Origin of the sequence: Helicobacter pylori, assembly GCF_001653455.1 — a bacterium.
GTDB classification, from domain to species: domain Bacteria; phylum Campylobacterota; class Campylobacteria; order Campylobacterales; family Helicobacteraceae; genus Helicobacter; species Helicobacter pylori_A.
The window spans coordinates 548,623-565,701 of record NZ_CP011486.1 but is presented as its reverse complement, the minus strand read 5'-3'; the positions used below and the strand labels follow the sequence as shown (position 1 = coordinate 565,701).

Here is a 17,079-nt window from a genome sequence, read left to right as displayed (position 1 = left end):
TTAAAAGTTTGTCTAATGGTTGTTTTTATACTTTATAATTTTTAAAAAGAGTATTTTACCCTAAAAATCTAGTAAGATCATAAAAAGTGAAAGTGATACCAACAGAATAGATATTCAATCGTGGCGTGCCAAAGGCTTTAGAAAATTTGCTTTGGATAAAATAAAAAGGAATGCCACCCCTTGCTTCCACGCTCAAGCCAAAATTTTTAGCCGCATTGAAAAACAAGCCCACACTCCCTACCGCTGATTGGATATTGAATTGATACTTATCAATCTTAGTCCCTAAAATTTGAAGCTGATAACCTAATGCGATTTTAGGGATAACCCACCCCTTAAAAAGCCTAACCCCAGCCACTAATCCAGCGCTCATGAAATACGAACCGCCCATTCCTGCATCCAAATACCCCCCTAACAAAACTTTCTTTTTTAAAAGATACCCTGCATCAAAACCCAAAGAAGCGTCATGATAAATTTTATCCATTAAAAGGGGAGGGCGGTTTTTTAGGCGGATGGGGGCTCTTTTGATCGTGTTTGCATGCTGGTAAAGATAGCCGATTTTAAAAGATCCAAAATAGTTTTTAGTAGGCTCTAAAGGTTTAAAAAAATTTAAATCCTTTTTGGCTAACAAAACCCCTAAAAAAAGGCTGAAGGCGTAAAAAAATCTAAAAATCAAAGCTTTAATTCCAATTTTTGCTTAGAAAATTCCACGATTTTTCCATGGAATCTCGCATAAAGTTGCGCTAAAGAAATGCTGTTTTCATAAAGCGCTAAAGCGGGATTTAAATTCTCTTGAATGCCTTTTTCAAAAAAATTTTGCAATTCGTCATAATCTTCGATCTCTATGCCTAATTTTTTTAAAAAAAGATAGCTGTATTTATCCACCACCATCACTTCTTTAGCGCACGCATAGCACAAAATCGCATCTGCACTTTCTTTGCCAATGCCTTTTTGATCTAAAAGCCATTCTCTGGTAACTTCTTGTTTAAAATTTTCAAAACTTCCAAAGTCTTTTAAAATGTTTCCGCTTAAAATAATCATGCGTTTGGCTTTTTGGTTATAAAACCCGCTAGGGCGGACACATTCCGCAAGCTTTGAAAACTCTATAGAAGCGATTTTTTTAAGATTGATCTCATCATCGCTCTCTAAAATGAAAGCGTTTTTTAGATTTTCCAACGATTTTGAAACGGCTTCAAATTTAGTGTTTTGCGTTAAAATCGCCCCTAATAAAGCTTCAAATTTAAGCGCGTTTGGCCACCACCAACTAGGAGCGTTTTTCAATAGATCCAAACCCTTTAAAGCCTTTAAAATTTCAAAACTATCTAACACAATAACCGCCTGTAATGAAAAGAAATAAAAGAGTATTTTATAAAAAAGAAGTGAAAATGAAAGCAAAAAAGCCAACGCTTAAAGCGTTAGCCCCATACAGACACCTTACACAAACACCTTTCTTAAAACTAAGTTAAAAGCCTTAAGATGTTTTGTTGAACGGTATTGGCTTGACTCATTGCATAGCTGCCTGATTGCGCCAAAATGTTGTTTTTATTGAAATTCGCGCTCTCTTCAGCAAAATCCACATCCCTGATTTGAGATTCAGCCGCTTTGACATTCACTTGAGTGATGCTGATGTTATTCACGGTACTAATCATTTGATTTTGCACAGAACCTAAATCAGAGCGGACTTTATCCAACATTTTCATCGCCGATTCCGCAATATCAATCACCACCATCGCGCCTCTTAAAGTGGTTACCCCAGCTCCTAAGCTTTGATTGCCACTAGCGATTACTGCATTGTAGTTCGCACCACTAGCTGATTTGACATTAGCGTTAAAATTCCCAGTAACATCGCGCAAATTGACCGTGGTTTCTGCCACTTGAGATTCCCCAAAACCAATCGCTGTGAAACCTAAATGCTGAGAGTCAGAAGCCGAAACGACATTAATGCTCTTAGCGTCTAAGCGTGTGAGAGAAAGCCTTCCGTAGTTAGTAGAGCCTTTTGTTAAATCCTGGCCGCCATTGACCATCGTTAAAGCGCTAGGCACACCATCAGTGCTATCGGTTTTGATTTCAATCCCACGACCATCTAAACTGCGCAAATTCAAGCGCCCGTTTTGATCGGTATAAGCTTCCACGCCGGTTTCTGAAGTAACCGCATTGATCGCTGCGACTAACCTTCCGTCTGAGTCGTTTTTCTTAATGTCTGCGATATTACCCAAATGGATCCCGTTTAAGGTTAAATTACTCAAATTTCCTGATTGGACCGCCACATCGCTCGTAGTGATGACATTCGCATAAGCTTTAACCCCTGTTTGGTTAGAGTTTTTGTTGATCACTTCTGCTAACACGCCAATCCCTGTGCCTGCTGAACTAGAGATTTTCACGCTCTCTAAAGTTACATCATTCACGCCATCCACTTGTTTGAAAGTTAAGCTAATATCCCCAGAAGCCGTGATTAACGCACCTGTAGCGATACGAACTTGACCGATTTTATCTGAAGTGGTAGAGCCGATAGAAGCTTTAATGCTTTGGTTAGAATAAGCCCCTACTTGGAATTCTTTGTTGGTGAATTGACCAGACAATAACGCTTGCCCATTATAAGTAGTCGTATTACCGATATTATCCAAACCTTGGATCAAGCGAACGATGTCTGATTGGATCGCTTTACGAGACTCTGTAGTCTGCCCATCTTGAGCCGCTTGAGTCGCTTTAACCTTAACGGTGTCTAAGATTTTTAACTGCTCATCCATAGCCTTATCTGCAACTTGGATAATCCCCATGCCGTCATTGGTGTTGGCAATCGCTTGACCCAAACTGCTCGCTTGTGAACGCAAAGAATCCGCCACCGTCATGCCTGATGCGTCATCAGCCGCTTTGTTAATCCTTAAACCTGAACTCAATCTCTCCAATGAAGTTTTAAGCGCATTTTGAGTGAGTGCGGATTGCACATGCGCATTCATCGCATTGATATTTGTATTGACCTGAAAAGCCATTGTTGTAACTCCTTGTTATAAAAACCCAAAGGCATCCTTGCTTTTGGTTGGAACTATAATCGGTTAAAGTTTAAAATCTTAAAGAGCTTTGAAAATAAAAATTGAAAAAGTATGAGTTTAGGTATAATTAAAGAAAATTCACATGTAAATCTGATTGCAATGGATACCATAAAAAACATTCCATTAAGAACTTTTGTTTTACTCTATAAAAGCTCACCAAAATGTGTTGTGTTGGCATCAATTACAGTGCTATTTATCGGCATTATTCCATCTATAAATATTCTTGTTATGATAAGATTGATTGATATTGTGGTAGACCTATTGCAAAATCATACGCATTTTGAATACAGCTTGCTGTTACCAACTTTGCTACTATGGGGAGTCTTGCTGTTTTTAACGCATGTGTTCTCAGGAATTTTATCAAGCTTGCAAACCATTATTGCCGAACAATTTTCTATAAGCATCATCACTCAGCTTGCCAATAAACTCACACAGGTTAAAAATCTAAGTTTTTTTGAGGATAAAGACCATACTATCAAGCTTAACACTATCCATAATGGACTGCACATCCGCCCCCTAAATTATGTCAGTAATCTATTTTTTAACTTGCAACGCATTATAGGGCTTATTAGTCTATTTGGTATATTATTTTCTATTAGTATTTATCTACCCTTTATAATGATTTTTGCAACAGTGCCTTGTATTTTCATCTCCAACCATATAGCAAAAAAACATAGTGCTTCCATAGATAAGCTTCAAGACAAAAAAGAGAGCATACAAAATTATCTATATTCTGGACTAGATAACCAAAAGAACAAGGACAACCTATTATTTAACTTCATGCTAAATTTTCATCATAAATTTATTGAAAACAAAGAATTATATATCAATCATTTTGTGAAAATCGCCCAAAAAAACTTAATGCTTACCATATATGCTGATATTTTAATCACTACTCTAAGTATCGCACTATTTTTTCTAATGGTTTTTATTATCCTTTCAAAATTAATTGGTGTGGGAGCAATTGCTGGGTATATCCAAGCATTTAGCTCTACCCAACAGCAACTACAAGATTTATCATTTTATGGAAAGTGGTTTTTTGCTATCAATAAATACTTTGAAAATTATTTCTGTATTTTAGATTACAAAATGCCAAAACCAGAAACACAAATCAAATTAGAAGAAAAAATCCATAGCATTACATTTGAAAATATTAGTTTCTCTTATCCTAATTCAAAACTTATTTTTGAAAACTTTAATCTCTCTTTACACTCTGATAAAATTTATGCACTAGTCGGCAAGAATGCTAGCGGAAAAACCACGCTGATTAAATTATTGCTAGGGTTTTATATCCCAAATTCAGGTCAAATTATTATCAATAACAAATACTCGTTACAGGATTTAGAGCTAAACAGCTACCACCAACAAATGAGTGCCATATTCCAAGATTTTTCTCTTTATGCTGGGTATAGCATTGATGATAATCTTTTCATGCAAAACAACCCCACAAGAGAGCAATTAAAGCAAAAGAGAGAAATGCTAAAATCTTTTGATGAAAATTTTCAAAATTGTCTTAATGATTATAGCAACGCATTATTTGGAACACAGTATAATGGGATAGATTTTTCTCTGGGTCAAAAGCAACGCATAGCCACTATAAGAGCCTTTTTAAAACCAAGTCATTGTGTTGTTTTAGATGAGCCAAGCAGTACTATTGACCCCATTATAGAAAAAGAGTTTTTGGATTTTATTTTTAAAAAATCGCAATCTAAGATGGCTTTAATCATTACACACCGCATGGGTAGCGTCAAACAGGCTGATGAAATTATTGTGTTAGATCAAGGCAGACTGATAGAACAAGGCAACTTTGAAACCCTTATGAAAAAACAGGGATTATTTTATGAATTGTTTTTGAAGCAACAATACTAAAGCGATTGAGTGCTTCCTTGATTTTAAACGCTATTTCAAAAAATGTTTGGTTATTTTTAGGTATAATCTCAAAAGAATCAAATTTAAATAAGGGATACCACCATGTTTGGGAATAAGCAATTGCAACTCCAAATCAATCAAAAAGATTCTGAGATTGCGGAGTTAAAAAAAGAAGTCAATCTCTATCAAAGCCTTTTGAATCTGTGCTTGCATGAAGGTTTTGTAGGTATTAAAAACAATAAAGTGGTTTTTAAGAGCGGGAGTCTTGCAAGTTTGAACAATTTAGAAGAGCAAAGCATGCATTTTAAAGAAAATGCAGAGAGCGTTGATTTGCAAGGGGTTTCTTATTCTTTAAAGAGCCAAAATATTGATGGCGTGCAGTATTATTCATTGGCTAAAAAAACAGGTTGTGTTGGGGAATACCATAAAAGCGATTTGTTTAAGACTTTTTGCTCGAGCTTAAAAGAGGGATTGGAGAACGCGCAAGAAAGCATGCAATATTTCCATCAAGAAACAGGCTTGTTGCTCAATGCGGCTAAAAATGGCGAAGCGCATTCTGCTGAAGGATTAGGAACTGTTAATAAAACAAGCCAAGACATTGAATCGCTTTATGACAAGATGCAAAACGCCACTTCGCTAGCGGACTCCCTAAACCAACGGAGCAACGAAATCACTCAGGTCATTTCTTTGATTGATGATATTGCAGAGCAAACCAATCTCTTAGCCCTAAACGCCGCTATTGAGGCCGCACGAGCGGGCGAGCATGGGAGAGGGTTTGCGGTGGTGGCTGATGAGGTGAGAAAGCTCGCTGAAAAAACCCAAAAAGCCACTAAAGAAATCGCTGTTGTCGTTAAAAGCATGCAACAAGAAGCGAACGATATTCAAACCAACACCCACGATATTAACTCCATTGTAGGATCTATTAAGGGCGATGTGGAAGAATTGAAATCCACCGTAAAAAACAACATGATTGTCGCGCAAGCCGCAAAATACACCATCTATAACATCAATAACCGAGTGTTTTGCGGTCTAGCTAAACTCGATCATGTGGTCTTTAAAAACAATCTTTATGGCATGGTCTTTGGTCTTAATTCCTTTGATATTACCAGCCATAAGAATTGCCGCTTAGGAAAATGGTATTATGAGGGTGCAGGCAAAGAGAATTTTTCTAACACTTCAGGCTATAGAGCTTTAGAAAGCCACCATGCGAGCGTGCATGCTGAAGCCAATGATTTGGTTAAAGCCGTTCAAGAAGATCACATTACCGATTCAAAATATCTAGAACATAAAGTGCATTTAATGGAAGATAGCGCTAAACATGTTAAAGAAAATATTGATAAGATGTTTTATGAAAAACAAGACGAACTCAATAAAATCATTGAAAAAATTCAAAAAGGCGAATGATTGAAGTGCATAAAGTGTTTTCATGTTTTCTAAATCTTTAGAAGCCTTACACCATGCCAAACGATACCGCAAAAGAGAGTTGTTTGACCCTTTATTAAGGGATTACGCTTCTAATGATTATTTGGGCTTGAGCGTTAAAAAGGATTTGCTTCAAAACGCTTTTAATAAGCTCCAATTCTTTGACACTCATTCCCCCAAAGCTTCCATGCTCGTGAATGGCTACCACCCTTTGCATGCACAATTAGAAAACCAATTAGCCGCTTTGCTAGGGTTTGAAAGCGCTCTTTTAGTGGGGAGTGGTTTTTTAGGCAATCTGGCTTTAATAGACACTCTTTTAGTCAAAAACGCTCTCTTGTTTATGGACGAACACTACCATGCAAGCGGGATTTTTAGCGCCAAAGCCAAACCTAACCAAGTGGTTTTTTTCTCGCACAATGACGCTAAAGATTTGAAACAAAAACTCTTTAACGCCCCTAAAAACAAACTCAAATTCATAGCCATTGAGGGGGTTTATTCTATGGATGCAAGCATCGCCCCTTATGATTTTTATGAAATCATTCAAGAAATCCCTAACGCTTTTTTAATCGTAGATGAAGCCCATAGTTTTGGGACTATCGGCGAAAATTTACTAGGCTTTTTAGAATATCATCGCATCAAAGAAAAAGAAAAGATTATCAAACTCAGCACTTTCTCTAAAGCGCTTGCAAGCTATGGGGCGTGTATTTTAGCCCCCTTACAAGTGGTAGAGTTTTTAATCAATCGCGCCAAAAGCGTGATTTACACCACCGCTTTGAGCTTGTTAGACACCGCTTTGACTTTAGCCCATTTAGAATACTTTATTGTGCAAAAAAAAGAGTTGAAAACAAAGCTCAATCAACACCAACAGATTATTTTTGAAACCTTAGGCGTTAGAACGCTCGCAGGATTTTTTACTTTAGAATTTGAAAACAATCCCGCTCTTTTAAACGCCCATCATTTTTTGAAAGAAAAAGGGTTTTTAGTGGGAGCTATCCGCCCTCCTACGGTTTCTAAACCTCTTTTGCGCGTCTCTTTATCTCTTAAAAACAGCCTAGAAGACACCAAAGAGCTTGCAAACACCCTTTTAAATTATTCTAAAATACAATCTCCTTTTAAAAGTGGTTAAATGCTAAAAAAGATTTTTTATGGTTTTATCGTTTTATTTTTAATTATTATAGGGTTATTAGCCATTCTTGTCGCTCAAGTTTGGGTGAATACGGATAAAGATATTGCCAAGATTAAAGATTATCATCCGAGCGTTGCTTCACAAATTTTAGACCGAAAAGGGCGATTGATTGCCAATATTTATGACAAAGAATTCCGTTTTTACGCGCGTTTTGAAGAAATCCCCCCACGATTCATTGAAAGCCTTTTAGCGGTAGAAGACACCCTCTTTTTTGAACATGGGGGGATCAATTTAGACGCTATCATGCGCGCTATGATTAAAAACGCTAAAAGCGGTCGTTACACCGAAGGGGGCAGCACCCTTACCCAACAGCTCGTTAAAAACATGGTACTCACACGAGAAAAAACGCTAACCAGAAAGCTCAAAGAAGCGATCATTTCCATACGCGTTGAACAAGTCTTAAGCAAAGAAGAAATTTTAGAGCGTTATTTGAACCAAACTTTTTTTGGGCATGGGTATTATGGCGTGAAAACTGCAAGTTTAGGGTATTTTAAAAAACCCCTTGACAAACTCACGCTCAAAGAAATCGCTATGTTAGTCGCCTTGCCAAGGGCCCCGAGTTTTTATGACCCTAACAAAAACCTAGAATTTTCACTCTCTAGGGCCAATGACATTTTAAGGCGGTTGTATTCTTTAGGCTGGATTTCTTCTAATGAGTTAAAATCCGCCCTCAATGAAGTCCCCATCGTGTATAACCAAACTTCCACGCAAAACATCGCCCCTTATGTCGTGGATGAAGTGCTGAAGCAACTAGATCAATTAGACGGGTTGAAAACTAAAGGCTATATTATAAAGCTCACCATAGATTTAGATTACCAACGTTTAGCGTTAGAGTCCTTACGTTTTGGACGCCAAAAAATCTTAGAAAAAATCGCTAAAGAAAAGCCAAAAGCCGATGCATTTAATGAGAGCGAAGACGATTTAAACGCCAGCATGGTGGTTACCGACACGAACACCGGTAAAATTTTAGCCTTAGTGGGGGGGATTGATTATAAAAAAAGCGCTTTCAATCGCGCCACGCAAGCCAAACGGCAATTTGGGAGTGCGATCAAGCCTTTTGTGTATCAAATCGCTTTTGACAACGGCTATTCCACCACTTCCAAAATCCCTGATACTGCGCGAAATTTTGAAAATGGCAATTATAGTAAAAACAGCGAACAAAACCACGCATGGCACCCTAGCAATTATTCTCGCAAATTTTTAGGGCTTGTAACCCTGCAAGAAGCCTTAAGCCATTCGTTAAATCTCGCCACGATCAATTTAAGCGATCAGCTTGGCTTTGAAAAAATTTATCAATCTTTAAGCGATATGGGGTTTAAAAACCTCCCTAGGGACTTGTCTATTGTGTTAGGGAGCTTTGCTATCTCGCCCATTGAAGCGGCTGAAAAATATTCCCTCTTTTCTAATTATGGCACCATGCTTAAGCCTATGTTGATTGAAAGCATCACCGATCAACAAAACGATGTCAAAACTTTCACGCCCATTGAAACCAGAAAAATCACCTCTAAAGAGCAAGCCTTTTTGACCCTTTCAGTGCTGATGAATGCGGTAGAAAATGGCACGGGGCGTTCAGCGCGCATTAAAGGTTTAGAAATCGCTGGCAAAACCGGGACTTCTAATAACAATGTTGATGCTTGGTTTATTGGCTTTACCCCCACCTTACAAAGCGTGATTTGGTTTGGGAGAGACGATAACACGCCTATTAGCAAAGGAGCGACAGGGGGTATTGTGAGTGCACCTGTGTATTCGCATTTCATGCGTAACATTTTAGCGATTGAACCTTCCTTAAAAAGAAAGTTTGATGTCCCTAAAGGCTTGCGTAAAGAAATCGTGGATAAAATCCCCTACTATTCAACCCCCAATTCCATCACACCCACCCCCAAAAAAATAGGCGATAGCGAAGAACGCCTATTATTTTAAGCCTACATGGCTATAGGGACTTTAATGTCTCCGTAGTTGATAGAATCTTTAAAGATTTCTTCCACTTTAGCCACAAGGATACTCACCGCTTGATTGTCTAAAGATAATTTATGCAACCCTTCGCTCAAAACATCCTTATCAAAGGAACGCGCACGCACCAACGCAAACACTTCTTCATTATTAGGATTGATATAAATGCCTAAACGATCCACATTCATTAAGCTATCATAAATGGCTTGCGTCATTTGGATAAACATTTCATTAGTGATCTTTTGCTTAATGCGGTTGGATTTGGAGAGATAATCCTCTTTAAGTTTATGCACGATATTTTGAGCCACTCTTATTGTCGCTCTTTTGGTAGCGATTTTTTCTATCTCTTCAGTTTTTTTACCATCTACAATGTGCGAGCTATCCACCCCTTGCGTGAGATACTGACTGCGATTTTGCAACATCCAATAAGGCACATCTTGTAAAAAAGAATTTCTTTGTGAAGTGTTTGGGCAAGTGCAAGCCTGTAACATCAAAACGCCCAGTCCGCATAAAACTAATTGCTTGCTTTTTAAGAAAGATTTTTCTAACACGCTATCCCCTTTGATTTTGATTTTACAGAGTGTAACACAAATCTTTAAAAATTTAAACAATAATTAGGTAAAAAAATAAAAAAAATAAAATAATTAAAACTTTGTTTAAAAAATCAACACGCAACCCATAAAGCATTAGAATAAGCCGGGTTCTGTCAATGGATGGCCATTTATCTAGGGAATATTTTGCAATATTCCTCAAGCGAAGCGTGTATTAATTTAGACTTACCATGCACTTCTTGCTACAAATTGGGTTTGCCAAACAAGCTAAATTGCTCTAGCTTTGGTGGGCTCTTACCCCACCCTTTCACCCTTACCTTAAAAAGGCGGTTTGCTTTCTGTGGCACTTTCCCTTAGCTCACGCTAGCCATCCGTTAGATGGAATTTTGTCTAATGTAGCCCGGACTTTCCTCTATTTATAAAAATAGCGACCATCTTCTAATGCGTCAGTATATTAGAAAAAAGTAGCTTTAAAAGAGTTTAAAAATCAAGGGTATAGAGGATATTTTTATTCTCTTCATAGCTCACAAGGACAAGCTCATTGTTTCTAAACCCTCCAGCGCTGATGTTTTTAATCTCTTTAGGCAAGCCATAAACTTCAAGGATCTCTTCTTTTGTGGGGTCTATGACTAAAAGCGTGTTAAACTCCTTACTGAATGCATAAAGTTTATTGTCTTTTAAAGCTAGCGCGCTGATCATTAATTCGCCCAATTCCCTTTTTTCTTTAAGCTTGGCATGGCCTAATTCAAGCAAAAACTCCCCATGCACTTGTTTGTCGCTATTGAGCATGGAGATAATGATCAAATCTTTATAGCGTTTGTTAGGAGCGCTGATCAAATAAGTCAATTTAGCCCCTCTTCTTGCAGCGCTAATGTAATAATTTTTCGCCCTAGAAGTTTTTAAGCGGCTGCGTTCCACTTCATCAAAAGAGTTAGCCCCCTCTAAAAAATAAGGGAAGTTTTTAAGCGCATTAGCGTTTTTGTTAGGAGTGATTTCCACGCTCGTTTTATTATTGCCCATGATCACAATGTTTTCATCTTCATTGAAATCCGCCCCCACAAACGACCCCACCGTCGCGCTATAATAGCTATCCAACACCATGTGGCTATGAATGGTTTTTAAATCGTTACCCACAAGATAAAGGCCTTGGTTTTCTGTGATAAGCATCGTATTGTCTTCATTGAAATTCAAATCCGTAATCGCGCCATTCAATTTCAAAAAAAGCTCTTCTTTTTTTTCAATCTTTAGAGTTTTAGTAATTTCTAAAGGCGAATGGTTGTAATCATTGTCTTTAGGCAAAGCGCTCAATTTCAAAGGCTCGCCCACATCTCTTCTGCCCAAAACGCTTCGTGGGAATTTCAAATGATCCCAATTCTCCATAGACCAGACAGCTTCTTTCAAATTCCAAGAAAAGCGCACCGGATCGCTTTGCCCTATATAAGGGAAAGGCCCGGTAGAAAAAAACGCCTGTATCGCATTAGAACCCACCACAATAAAGAAAATAAAAAACGCGCTTTTTTGGAACGCGTTTAATGAACGATCTTTAAAAGGTTGGGTATTGGGGGCAAAAAAGAGTAAAAGCGCTAACAGCGCCACCACGCTAAAAAAGACAAAAAGCGCCCAAAACTGCGTGTGCAAGCCCAAAATAGCGAGCGCAAAGCCTTGCCCCACATCTTCTAAAGCATGGCTACTAGTATGATAAAAGCTCTCATACAACCCGCTGCTAGCCATGAGCAACAACAAAGCGATATATTTAGGCTTAAACCCAAAACGCACCACCAAAAGTGCCACCGCCCCTATTAAAATCATGTTGATGCGTTGCACCCAGCAAAAAATACAAGGGGAATCTTTCAAAACATAGCCAAAATAAAAATTCGCCAAACCCACAGGAAAGATCAAAATCCCTAAAACCGCTAAAGAAAAAAGGTTGTAAAATCTAGCTTCTTTATTCATGCATCCCCCTTATAAATTCATATTAGGCAAAACGCTAGAGCTATGGGCTATAAAAATAATAAGCTCCACCAACCACACCACAACCAAAATCCCAAACGCCCAATTTTCTTTTTCAGGCTTTTTTAACGCTATCCAAATAGCAGCTAGACTTAAAATCAGTCCTAAAAACTCCATGCCGTTCCTTAAAATTTTCGTAGGATTATACTCAAAAACGTATTATTGAATAAATAAAAAATTATCTAGTGGATAATTTTTGAGAGAATTATTTTAAACAAGAATGAGTTTTGCTATAAAATAAAATGCAAAATTATACAATTTGATTAGAATAGAGCCAATTACGATTTCTTTTTTAACTTCCCATAGATTTTTTTGATTAGAGATAATATTTTAAACAACCTCTCTTGCTTGTTTGTCCTAAGACTTCTTTTTAATATGCCATAACTTTGTGAAGGTCTTAAAATGCAAGACAATAAAGAAACATCGTTGCAAAACAAGGGCAGAGCGTTTTTATGCGTTGCGTCTGGAAGAAAATAGATTTGTTTAAACCGCTCTTGATCTTGAATGCTAGGGTTGTCAATAAAGAAATTTACCCATTCTATCACATCATGAATGTCTAAAGAAACTTGACTTTCTTTAAAATACAAAGCATATTCAACAGCCCCTTCTACTATTTTTTGATAAGCTTCAGAGCGGTGTTTTTCACAAGATGAAACATCTTTTTGATAGATTGGAACGCCATTTTCTACATTTAAAATAGGGTATTCAGGGCTTGTTAGCAAAAACTCCATAAAATCCCAATTATGAAAATAAATGGATTTAGGGTGTGAAAAAGGCAAGAAACTCACGCAATCATAATTTAAAATTCTGATGAGATCCACATAGCATCCAAAAACTTCTTTATTTAAAGCTTTTTGCATTAATTCTTGCGAAGAATAACCCATAGTGATCGTATCCACAATAGCAATATTGCCTTCTAAATTTTGTGAAAACAAATATTTTCTATAATTATCCAAACATTTTAACGCTAAATGGCGGCAATGTTCAAAGTTGCTATAAATATACGCGTATGCTTGTTGGTTAGTGGTGATTTGCTTCTTTTTAACTTCTTCTTCGCCTTCTAAAATACGCAAAATTTCCAAACTCTCATTCTCCACGACTTCCAAAAATACCGCTTTTTTTAAAATTCTAGGAGCATAGACATAAGCAGTTTTATATGAATTTGGATATAAAATATTAAAAATTTTTTGCAACAAATAACCATCTCGTGCAACAAACACCAAAGTGCCAATATTTCTTTTATGAATCTCTTTATAGATAAACCGGCAATAAGCAACGGCTACAATCCCTGCTTGCATCACTCCCAAAAGAAACCAATAGTCAAATTTTTCATGTGTTTGAATATAGTTCTTATAAAAAACGCACAAAGATCCTAAAATAAAGCTTTGTGCAACACTGGTTGGACTAAATGTTTTGTATTTAGGAAAAACTTCTTCTAATTGCTTCAACACGCTTTTTCTAAATAGCGTCGCTATACCTAAACTTTTAGGCATAGCATCATCTGCCCAAGAATTATCACCAATATGCAACATTTGCGTGTGAGCAATATTTTCTTGTTTTAAAACATGTTTAAACAAATCTTTTGAATGTTTAGTAAGCATTATATGATTACTGAGATAGAAATTTGTATAACCACCAAAACCTTTAGAAACTAAAATGTCTTCAAGGACCTCTAAAGGCAAATACATATCTGATACAATAACCACTCTCTTATTGTTCTCTTTAGCGAAATGATAGAGTTCTAACATCTCTAAATTTGGAATGAGCATCTCTTTTTCAGTGGCGATTTCTACTTCCTTATACGAAGAAAACTCTTTTGGAATTTGATGATAAATTTCATCTAGAGTGATGTCTTGTTCTTTACTCACTTCTCTAGATTGCATTTCTGCTAAAATCCTTGCTTGACAAAAACCTTTGATATTATATTTGGTTTCAATATACGAGAACAAATCTGTGGGTTTAATAAAAGGTCTTAAAAGAAGGGTGTCAAAAATATCAAAAGAAATCACATCATATTTTAAAACCTCACTTTTTGCCCCATCCAAAAATTTGCGCATACAAGAATCCTTTATAAAATTCAAGCATTATATCATTTTTTTTTTTTTCAAAAATACAAAAAAAGAAAGGTTATAACTAAAGAAGTGAGATAAGGAGTTACCCCCTTATTTTTTCAAAGCTTCTAAAGCGTGTTTTTTGCCAATTTCAAAGGCTTTTTTGTTTGTTTCAGCGACTTTTGCAGGGACTTTTTTAAGCATGGTGTCTAGCACGATATTTTCTTCTACGCATTTAGTAAGCTCCACAGTGATCGCTAACGCCACCACAGATTGCGTGATAATGTTACCCACTTCATCTTTAGCGATGCTAATAATGGGGATTTTATAGATTTGATACTTTTCTTCATCTTCTTTAGTAGGGGTTACTAAATTAGGGTCAATAACAACGATACCGCCCTTTTTAATATCGCTTTTAAATTGGTTATAGCTTATTTGAGCGACTGAAAGCATGAAATCAATCTCGCCCTCTTTAGCATAAGGGAAAATAATCTCATCTCTATCCAGCAAAATATCCACTTTAGTAGGCCCGCCACGCACTTGCGAAGTGTAAGTGGAAGTCTTAGTGCCATAGCCTCCGCTCACGATTTTCGCTTCAGCTAAAATTTCTCCCGCTAGCAACACGCCCTGCCCTCCAACGCCTGTGAATCGTAATTGCGCTTCCATTATTGTTTTCCTTGTGCTTTTTCAATGATTTCTTGATACGCTTCGCAATATTCTTTCCTGTCCGTGTCATGCTTTAAAATACCGGTAGGGAATTTATCCACCCTTTCTTCAGGACTCATGGCTTCAAATTGGCGTTTGCTCACTAACCGGCTTTCCATCCATTTTAGCATTTGAGACGCTTCGCCCATTTTATTCTTACGCCCTAAATTGATATGGCAATTACTATGGACATCAAAAAAGCTAAAGCCCTTGTGTGTAAAGCCTTCTTTAAGCACTCTTTCCAATTTTTGAGGGTCTAAAACGCTTTCTCTAGCCACAAAACTCGCCCCAGCGGCGGTGGTTAAAGCGCATGGGTCAAATTGGTTATCAATATTCCCCCATTGAGCCGTAACCGTCCACATGCCATTAGGCGTGGTGGGTGAAGTTTGGGAGTTGGTCAAACCATAGATGAAATTATTCACTAAAATAAAATTCAAATCAATGTTTCTTCTGCACGCATGCATGGTGTGATTACCCCCAATAGCAAAGCCATCGCCATCGCCAGAAACCACGATCACATGCTTACTTGGGTTAGCTAGTTTAATCCCTGTCGCATACGCTACGGCTCTACCATGCGTGGTGTGAACGGTGTTGCAATTCACATACGAACTCATGCGCCCGCTGCAACCAATCCCACTCACCAAGCACACATCATCCATTTTCCAGCCTAACGCATCAATCGTGCGGATGATGGATTTCAAAATCACGCCATCGCCACAGCCCCAGCACCACAAAGTGGGTATTTTATCCACACGCAAATATTCATCATAATTAAACGCCATTTTAAAGCTCCTTCAACTTTGCGATGATTTGTTTGGGCGAAATCGTGCGCCCATTAGCTTGCCCAAAGAAATGCACTTTCCTTTGCATAGCCCTTTCAATTTCTTCTAAATACTGCCCTTTATTCAATTCAATCACAAGGATTTTTTCGTATTTTTCCCCTATTTCTTTCAAGCGTTTAGCCGGGCTTGGCCATAAAGTTTTGGGTCTGAAAAAACCGATTTTTTGCTTGCTTTCTTTGTTGTAATCTTTCAAAGCTTCTTTAACCGCTAGAGAAACCGAACCATAAGCGATGATGACAATTTCAGCGCCTTCTAAATCCATTTCTTCATTTTCATTGATAATGTCTTGCTTGGATTCAATCTTATTGAACAATCTATCCATTAAATCCCCACCAATTTTAGCGTCTTCAGTAGGAAAGCCGATAGGCCCATGGTGCAAGCCTGAAACATGGTAGCGATACCCTTTAAAGAACGGGTTTAAAACAGCCGGTTCATCTTGCGCGACCCCATAAGGCTTATAGTCTTTTTTATCGCCCACAAATTCCTTGCGATTGATCGTCATTTTTTGCACTTCTTCTAAATCCGGAATTTGCACCTTGCCATACATATGCCCCACGGTTTCATCCATGAGCAAAAACACAGGAGTCATGAGCATTTCAGCCAGATTGAACGCGCGAACGGTTTCGGTGTAAGCTTCTTCCAAACTTGCAGGAGCGAGTGCGACGGCTTTAAAATCCCCATGTATGGGGTGTTTTAAGAAATTCACATCGCCTTGAGCCACACGAGTGGGCATTCCGGTTGATGGGCCTGAACGCATCACATCAGCGATCACTAAAGGGATTTCTGCCATGAAAGAATAGCCGATTTGCTCCACTTTTAAAGAAATACCAGGTCCAGAGCTCGCTGTCATAGACTTCGTCCCGCTCATGCTCGCTCCTAAAGACACGCTAATCCCGCTGATTTCATCTTCCATTTGGATAAAATGACCGCCGCATTTGGGCAGAGCCACGCTCATTGCATGCATAATATCCGAACTTGGCGTGATAGGATAGCCTCCAAAAAACCGACACCCCACTTCAATCGCCGCTTTAGCGACCAATTCATTCCCATCAGAAATAATCTCACGCATCACTTGCCTCTCCCTTCTAAAATAGTTTCCTCTAAGAGCATGTATTTGTTGGCTTTAACTTTTTCGCTTCTTTCTTGAGCGTCTTTAGAAACTTTAGCGAATTTAAAATCCTTCCTGTCAGCCACATAAATTGCAAAATCCGGGCAGTGTAATTCGCATTGCATGCAACCGATACAACTCTCTGGGTAAGCCACTTTGGCGACTTTTCCAAGCACCCTTTCTTTTTCAACCCCCATGCCAAGAACTCCAGCTGGGCATACCGATACGCAAATATCACAACCCTTGCACCTGTCTTCGTTCACCCAAACGGCGATCCCATCTGGAGCGTTCATTTTAGCCATTCATTCTCCTTTGTGCTAAAAGCTGTATTTTAAGCC

The 17,079-nt window shown here is 38.0% G+C and carries 15 protein-coding genes and 1 other RNA gene; 4 read left to right on the top strand and 12 right to left on the bottom strand.

Annotation, left to right across the window (positions count from 1 at the left end):
• Positions 1 to 55: 55 nt before the first annotated feature.
• From AA977_RS02720 to AA977_RS02710, 3 genes are all read right to left on the bottom strand, one after another.
• The gene (locus tag AA977_RS02720) at positions 56 to 673 is read right to left on the bottom strand and encodes a hypothetical protein (RefSeq protein ID WP_064434487.1); all 618 of its coding nucleotides are present in this window, start codon (positions 671 to 673) and stop codon (positions 56 to 58) included.
• Complete coding sequence (locus AA977_RS02715; protein ID WP_064435182.1) at positions 670 to 1,326, bottom strand: 3-methyladenine DNA glycosylase; 657 nt, start codon at positions 1,324 to 1,326, stop codon at positions 670 to 672. Before AA977_RS02715 ends, AA977_RS02720 begins: the two co-directional genes overlap by 4 nt.
• A 128-nt stretch (positions 1,327 to 1,454) precedes the next feature.
• Complete coding sequence (locus tag AA977_RS02710) at positions 1,455 to 2,987, bottom strand: flagellin A (RefSeq protein WP_033751159.1); 1,533 nt, start codon at positions 2,985 to 2,987, stop codon at positions 1,455 to 1,457.
• Positions 2,988 to 3,146: 159 nt separating this feature from the next.
• Between AA977_RS02710 and AA977_RS02705 the strand changes: the two genes are divergently transcribed.
• The 4 genes from AA977_RS02705 to pbp1a all read left to right on the top strand — a co-directional run bounded on the left by AA977_RS02705 (position 3,147) and on the right by pbp1a (position 9,444).
• Positions 3,147 to 4,916, top strand: coding sequence for an ATP-binding cassette domain-containing protein (locus AA977_RS02705; protein ID WP_064435181.1), 1,770 nt, complete (start codon positions 3,147 to 3,149; stop codon positions 4,914 to 4,916).
• A 102-nt stretch (positions 4,917 to 5,018) separates the two neighbouring features.
• Positions 5,019 to 6,320 (top strand): chemotaxis chemoreceptor TlpD, encoded by a 1,302-nt coding sequence (gene tlpD / locus AA977_RS02700; protein WP_064434486.1) that lies wholly within the window; start codon positions 5,019 to 5,021, stop codon positions 6,318 to 6,320.
• Positions 6,321 to 6,342: 22 nt separating this feature from the next.
• The gene (locus AA977_RS02695; protein ID WP_064434485.1) at positions 6,343 to 7,464 is read left to right on the top strand and encodes an aminotransferase class I/II-fold pyridoxal phosphate-dependent enzyme; all 1,122 of its coding nucleotides are present in this window, start codon (positions 6,343 to 6,345) and stop codon (positions 7,462 to 7,464) included.
• Positions 7,465 to 9,444, top strand: coding sequence for a penicillin-binding protein 1A (pbp1a, locus tag AA977_RS02690; RefSeq protein ID WP_064434484.1), 1,980 nt, complete (start codon positions 7,465 to 7,467; stop codon positions 9,442 to 9,444).
• Between the two features lie 2 nt (positions 9,445 to 9,446).
• On the opposite strand, the gene AA977_RS02685 is transcribed toward pbp1a, so the two are convergent.
• The 9 genes from AA977_RS02685 to AA977_RS02650 all read right to left on the bottom strand — a co-directional run bounded on the left by AA977_RS02685 (position 9,447) and on the right by AA977_RS02650 (position 17,043).
• Entirely contained in the window at positions 9,447 to 10,025 is a 579-nt protein-coding gene (locus AA977_RS02685; RefSeq protein ID WP_000890891.1) for a tumor necrosis factor alpha-inducing protein, read from the bottom strand.
• Between the two features lie 127 nt (positions 10,026 to 10,152).
• Positions 10,153 to 10,471, bottom strand: an RNA gene (gene rnpB / locus AA977_RS02680) — RNase P RNA component class A.
• Between the two features lie 34 nt (positions 10,472 to 10,505).
• Positions 10,506 to 11,978 carry a disulfide bond formation protein B gene (locus tag AA977_RS02675; protein ID WP_064434483.1) on the bottom strand — a complete coding sequence of 491 codons (1,473 nt, stop codon included), beginning with the start codon at positions 11,976 to 11,978 and terminating at the stop codon, positions 10,506 to 10,508.
• 9 nt (positions 11,979 to 11,987) lie between these two features.
• A complete protein-coding gene (locus tag AA977_RS07795) occupies positions 11,988 to 12,152 on the bottom strand; it encodes a hypothetical protein (RefSeq protein ID WP_121074783.1) in 165 nt (54 codons plus the stop codon).
• A 161-nt stretch (positions 12,153 to 12,313) separates the two neighbouring features.
• Positions 12,314 to 14,092, bottom strand: a complete 1,779-nt coding sequence (locus tag AA977_RS02670) for an HAD-IA family hydrolase (RefSeq protein WP_064434482.1) — start codon at positions 14,090 to 14,092, stop codon at positions 12,314 to 12,316.
• Positions 14,093 to 14,197: 105 nt separating this feature from the next.
• Complete coding sequence (locus AA977_RS02665; protein ID WP_000388045.1) at positions 14,198 to 14,752, bottom strand: 2-oxoglutarate:acceptor oxidoreductase subunit OorC; 555 nt, start codon at positions 14,750 to 14,752, stop codon at positions 14,198 to 14,200.
• Positions 14,752 to 15,573, bottom strand: coding sequence for a 2-oxoglutarate ferredoxin oxidoreductase subunit beta (locus tag AA977_RS02660; protein WP_033619017.1), 822 nt, complete (start codon positions 15,571 to 15,573; stop codon positions 14,752 to 14,754). The genes AA977_RS02665 and AA977_RS02660 overlap by 1 nt, the downstream gene beginning before the upstream one ends.
• A gap of 1 nt (position 15,574) precedes the next feature.
• Entirely contained in the window at positions 15,575 to 16,702 is a 1,128-nt protein-coding gene (locus tag AA977_RS02655; protein WP_064434481.1) for a 2-oxoglutarate synthase subunit alpha, read from the bottom strand.
• Positions 16,702 to 17,043 (bottom strand): 4Fe-4S dicluster domain-containing protein, encoded by a 342-nt coding sequence (locus AA977_RS02650; RefSeq protein ID WP_020972216.1) that lies wholly within the window; start codon positions 17,041 to 17,043, stop codon positions 16,702 to 16,704. Before AA977_RS02650 ends, AA977_RS02655 begins: the two co-directional genes overlap by 1 nt.
• Positions 17,044 to 17,079 lie beyond the last annotated feature (36 nt).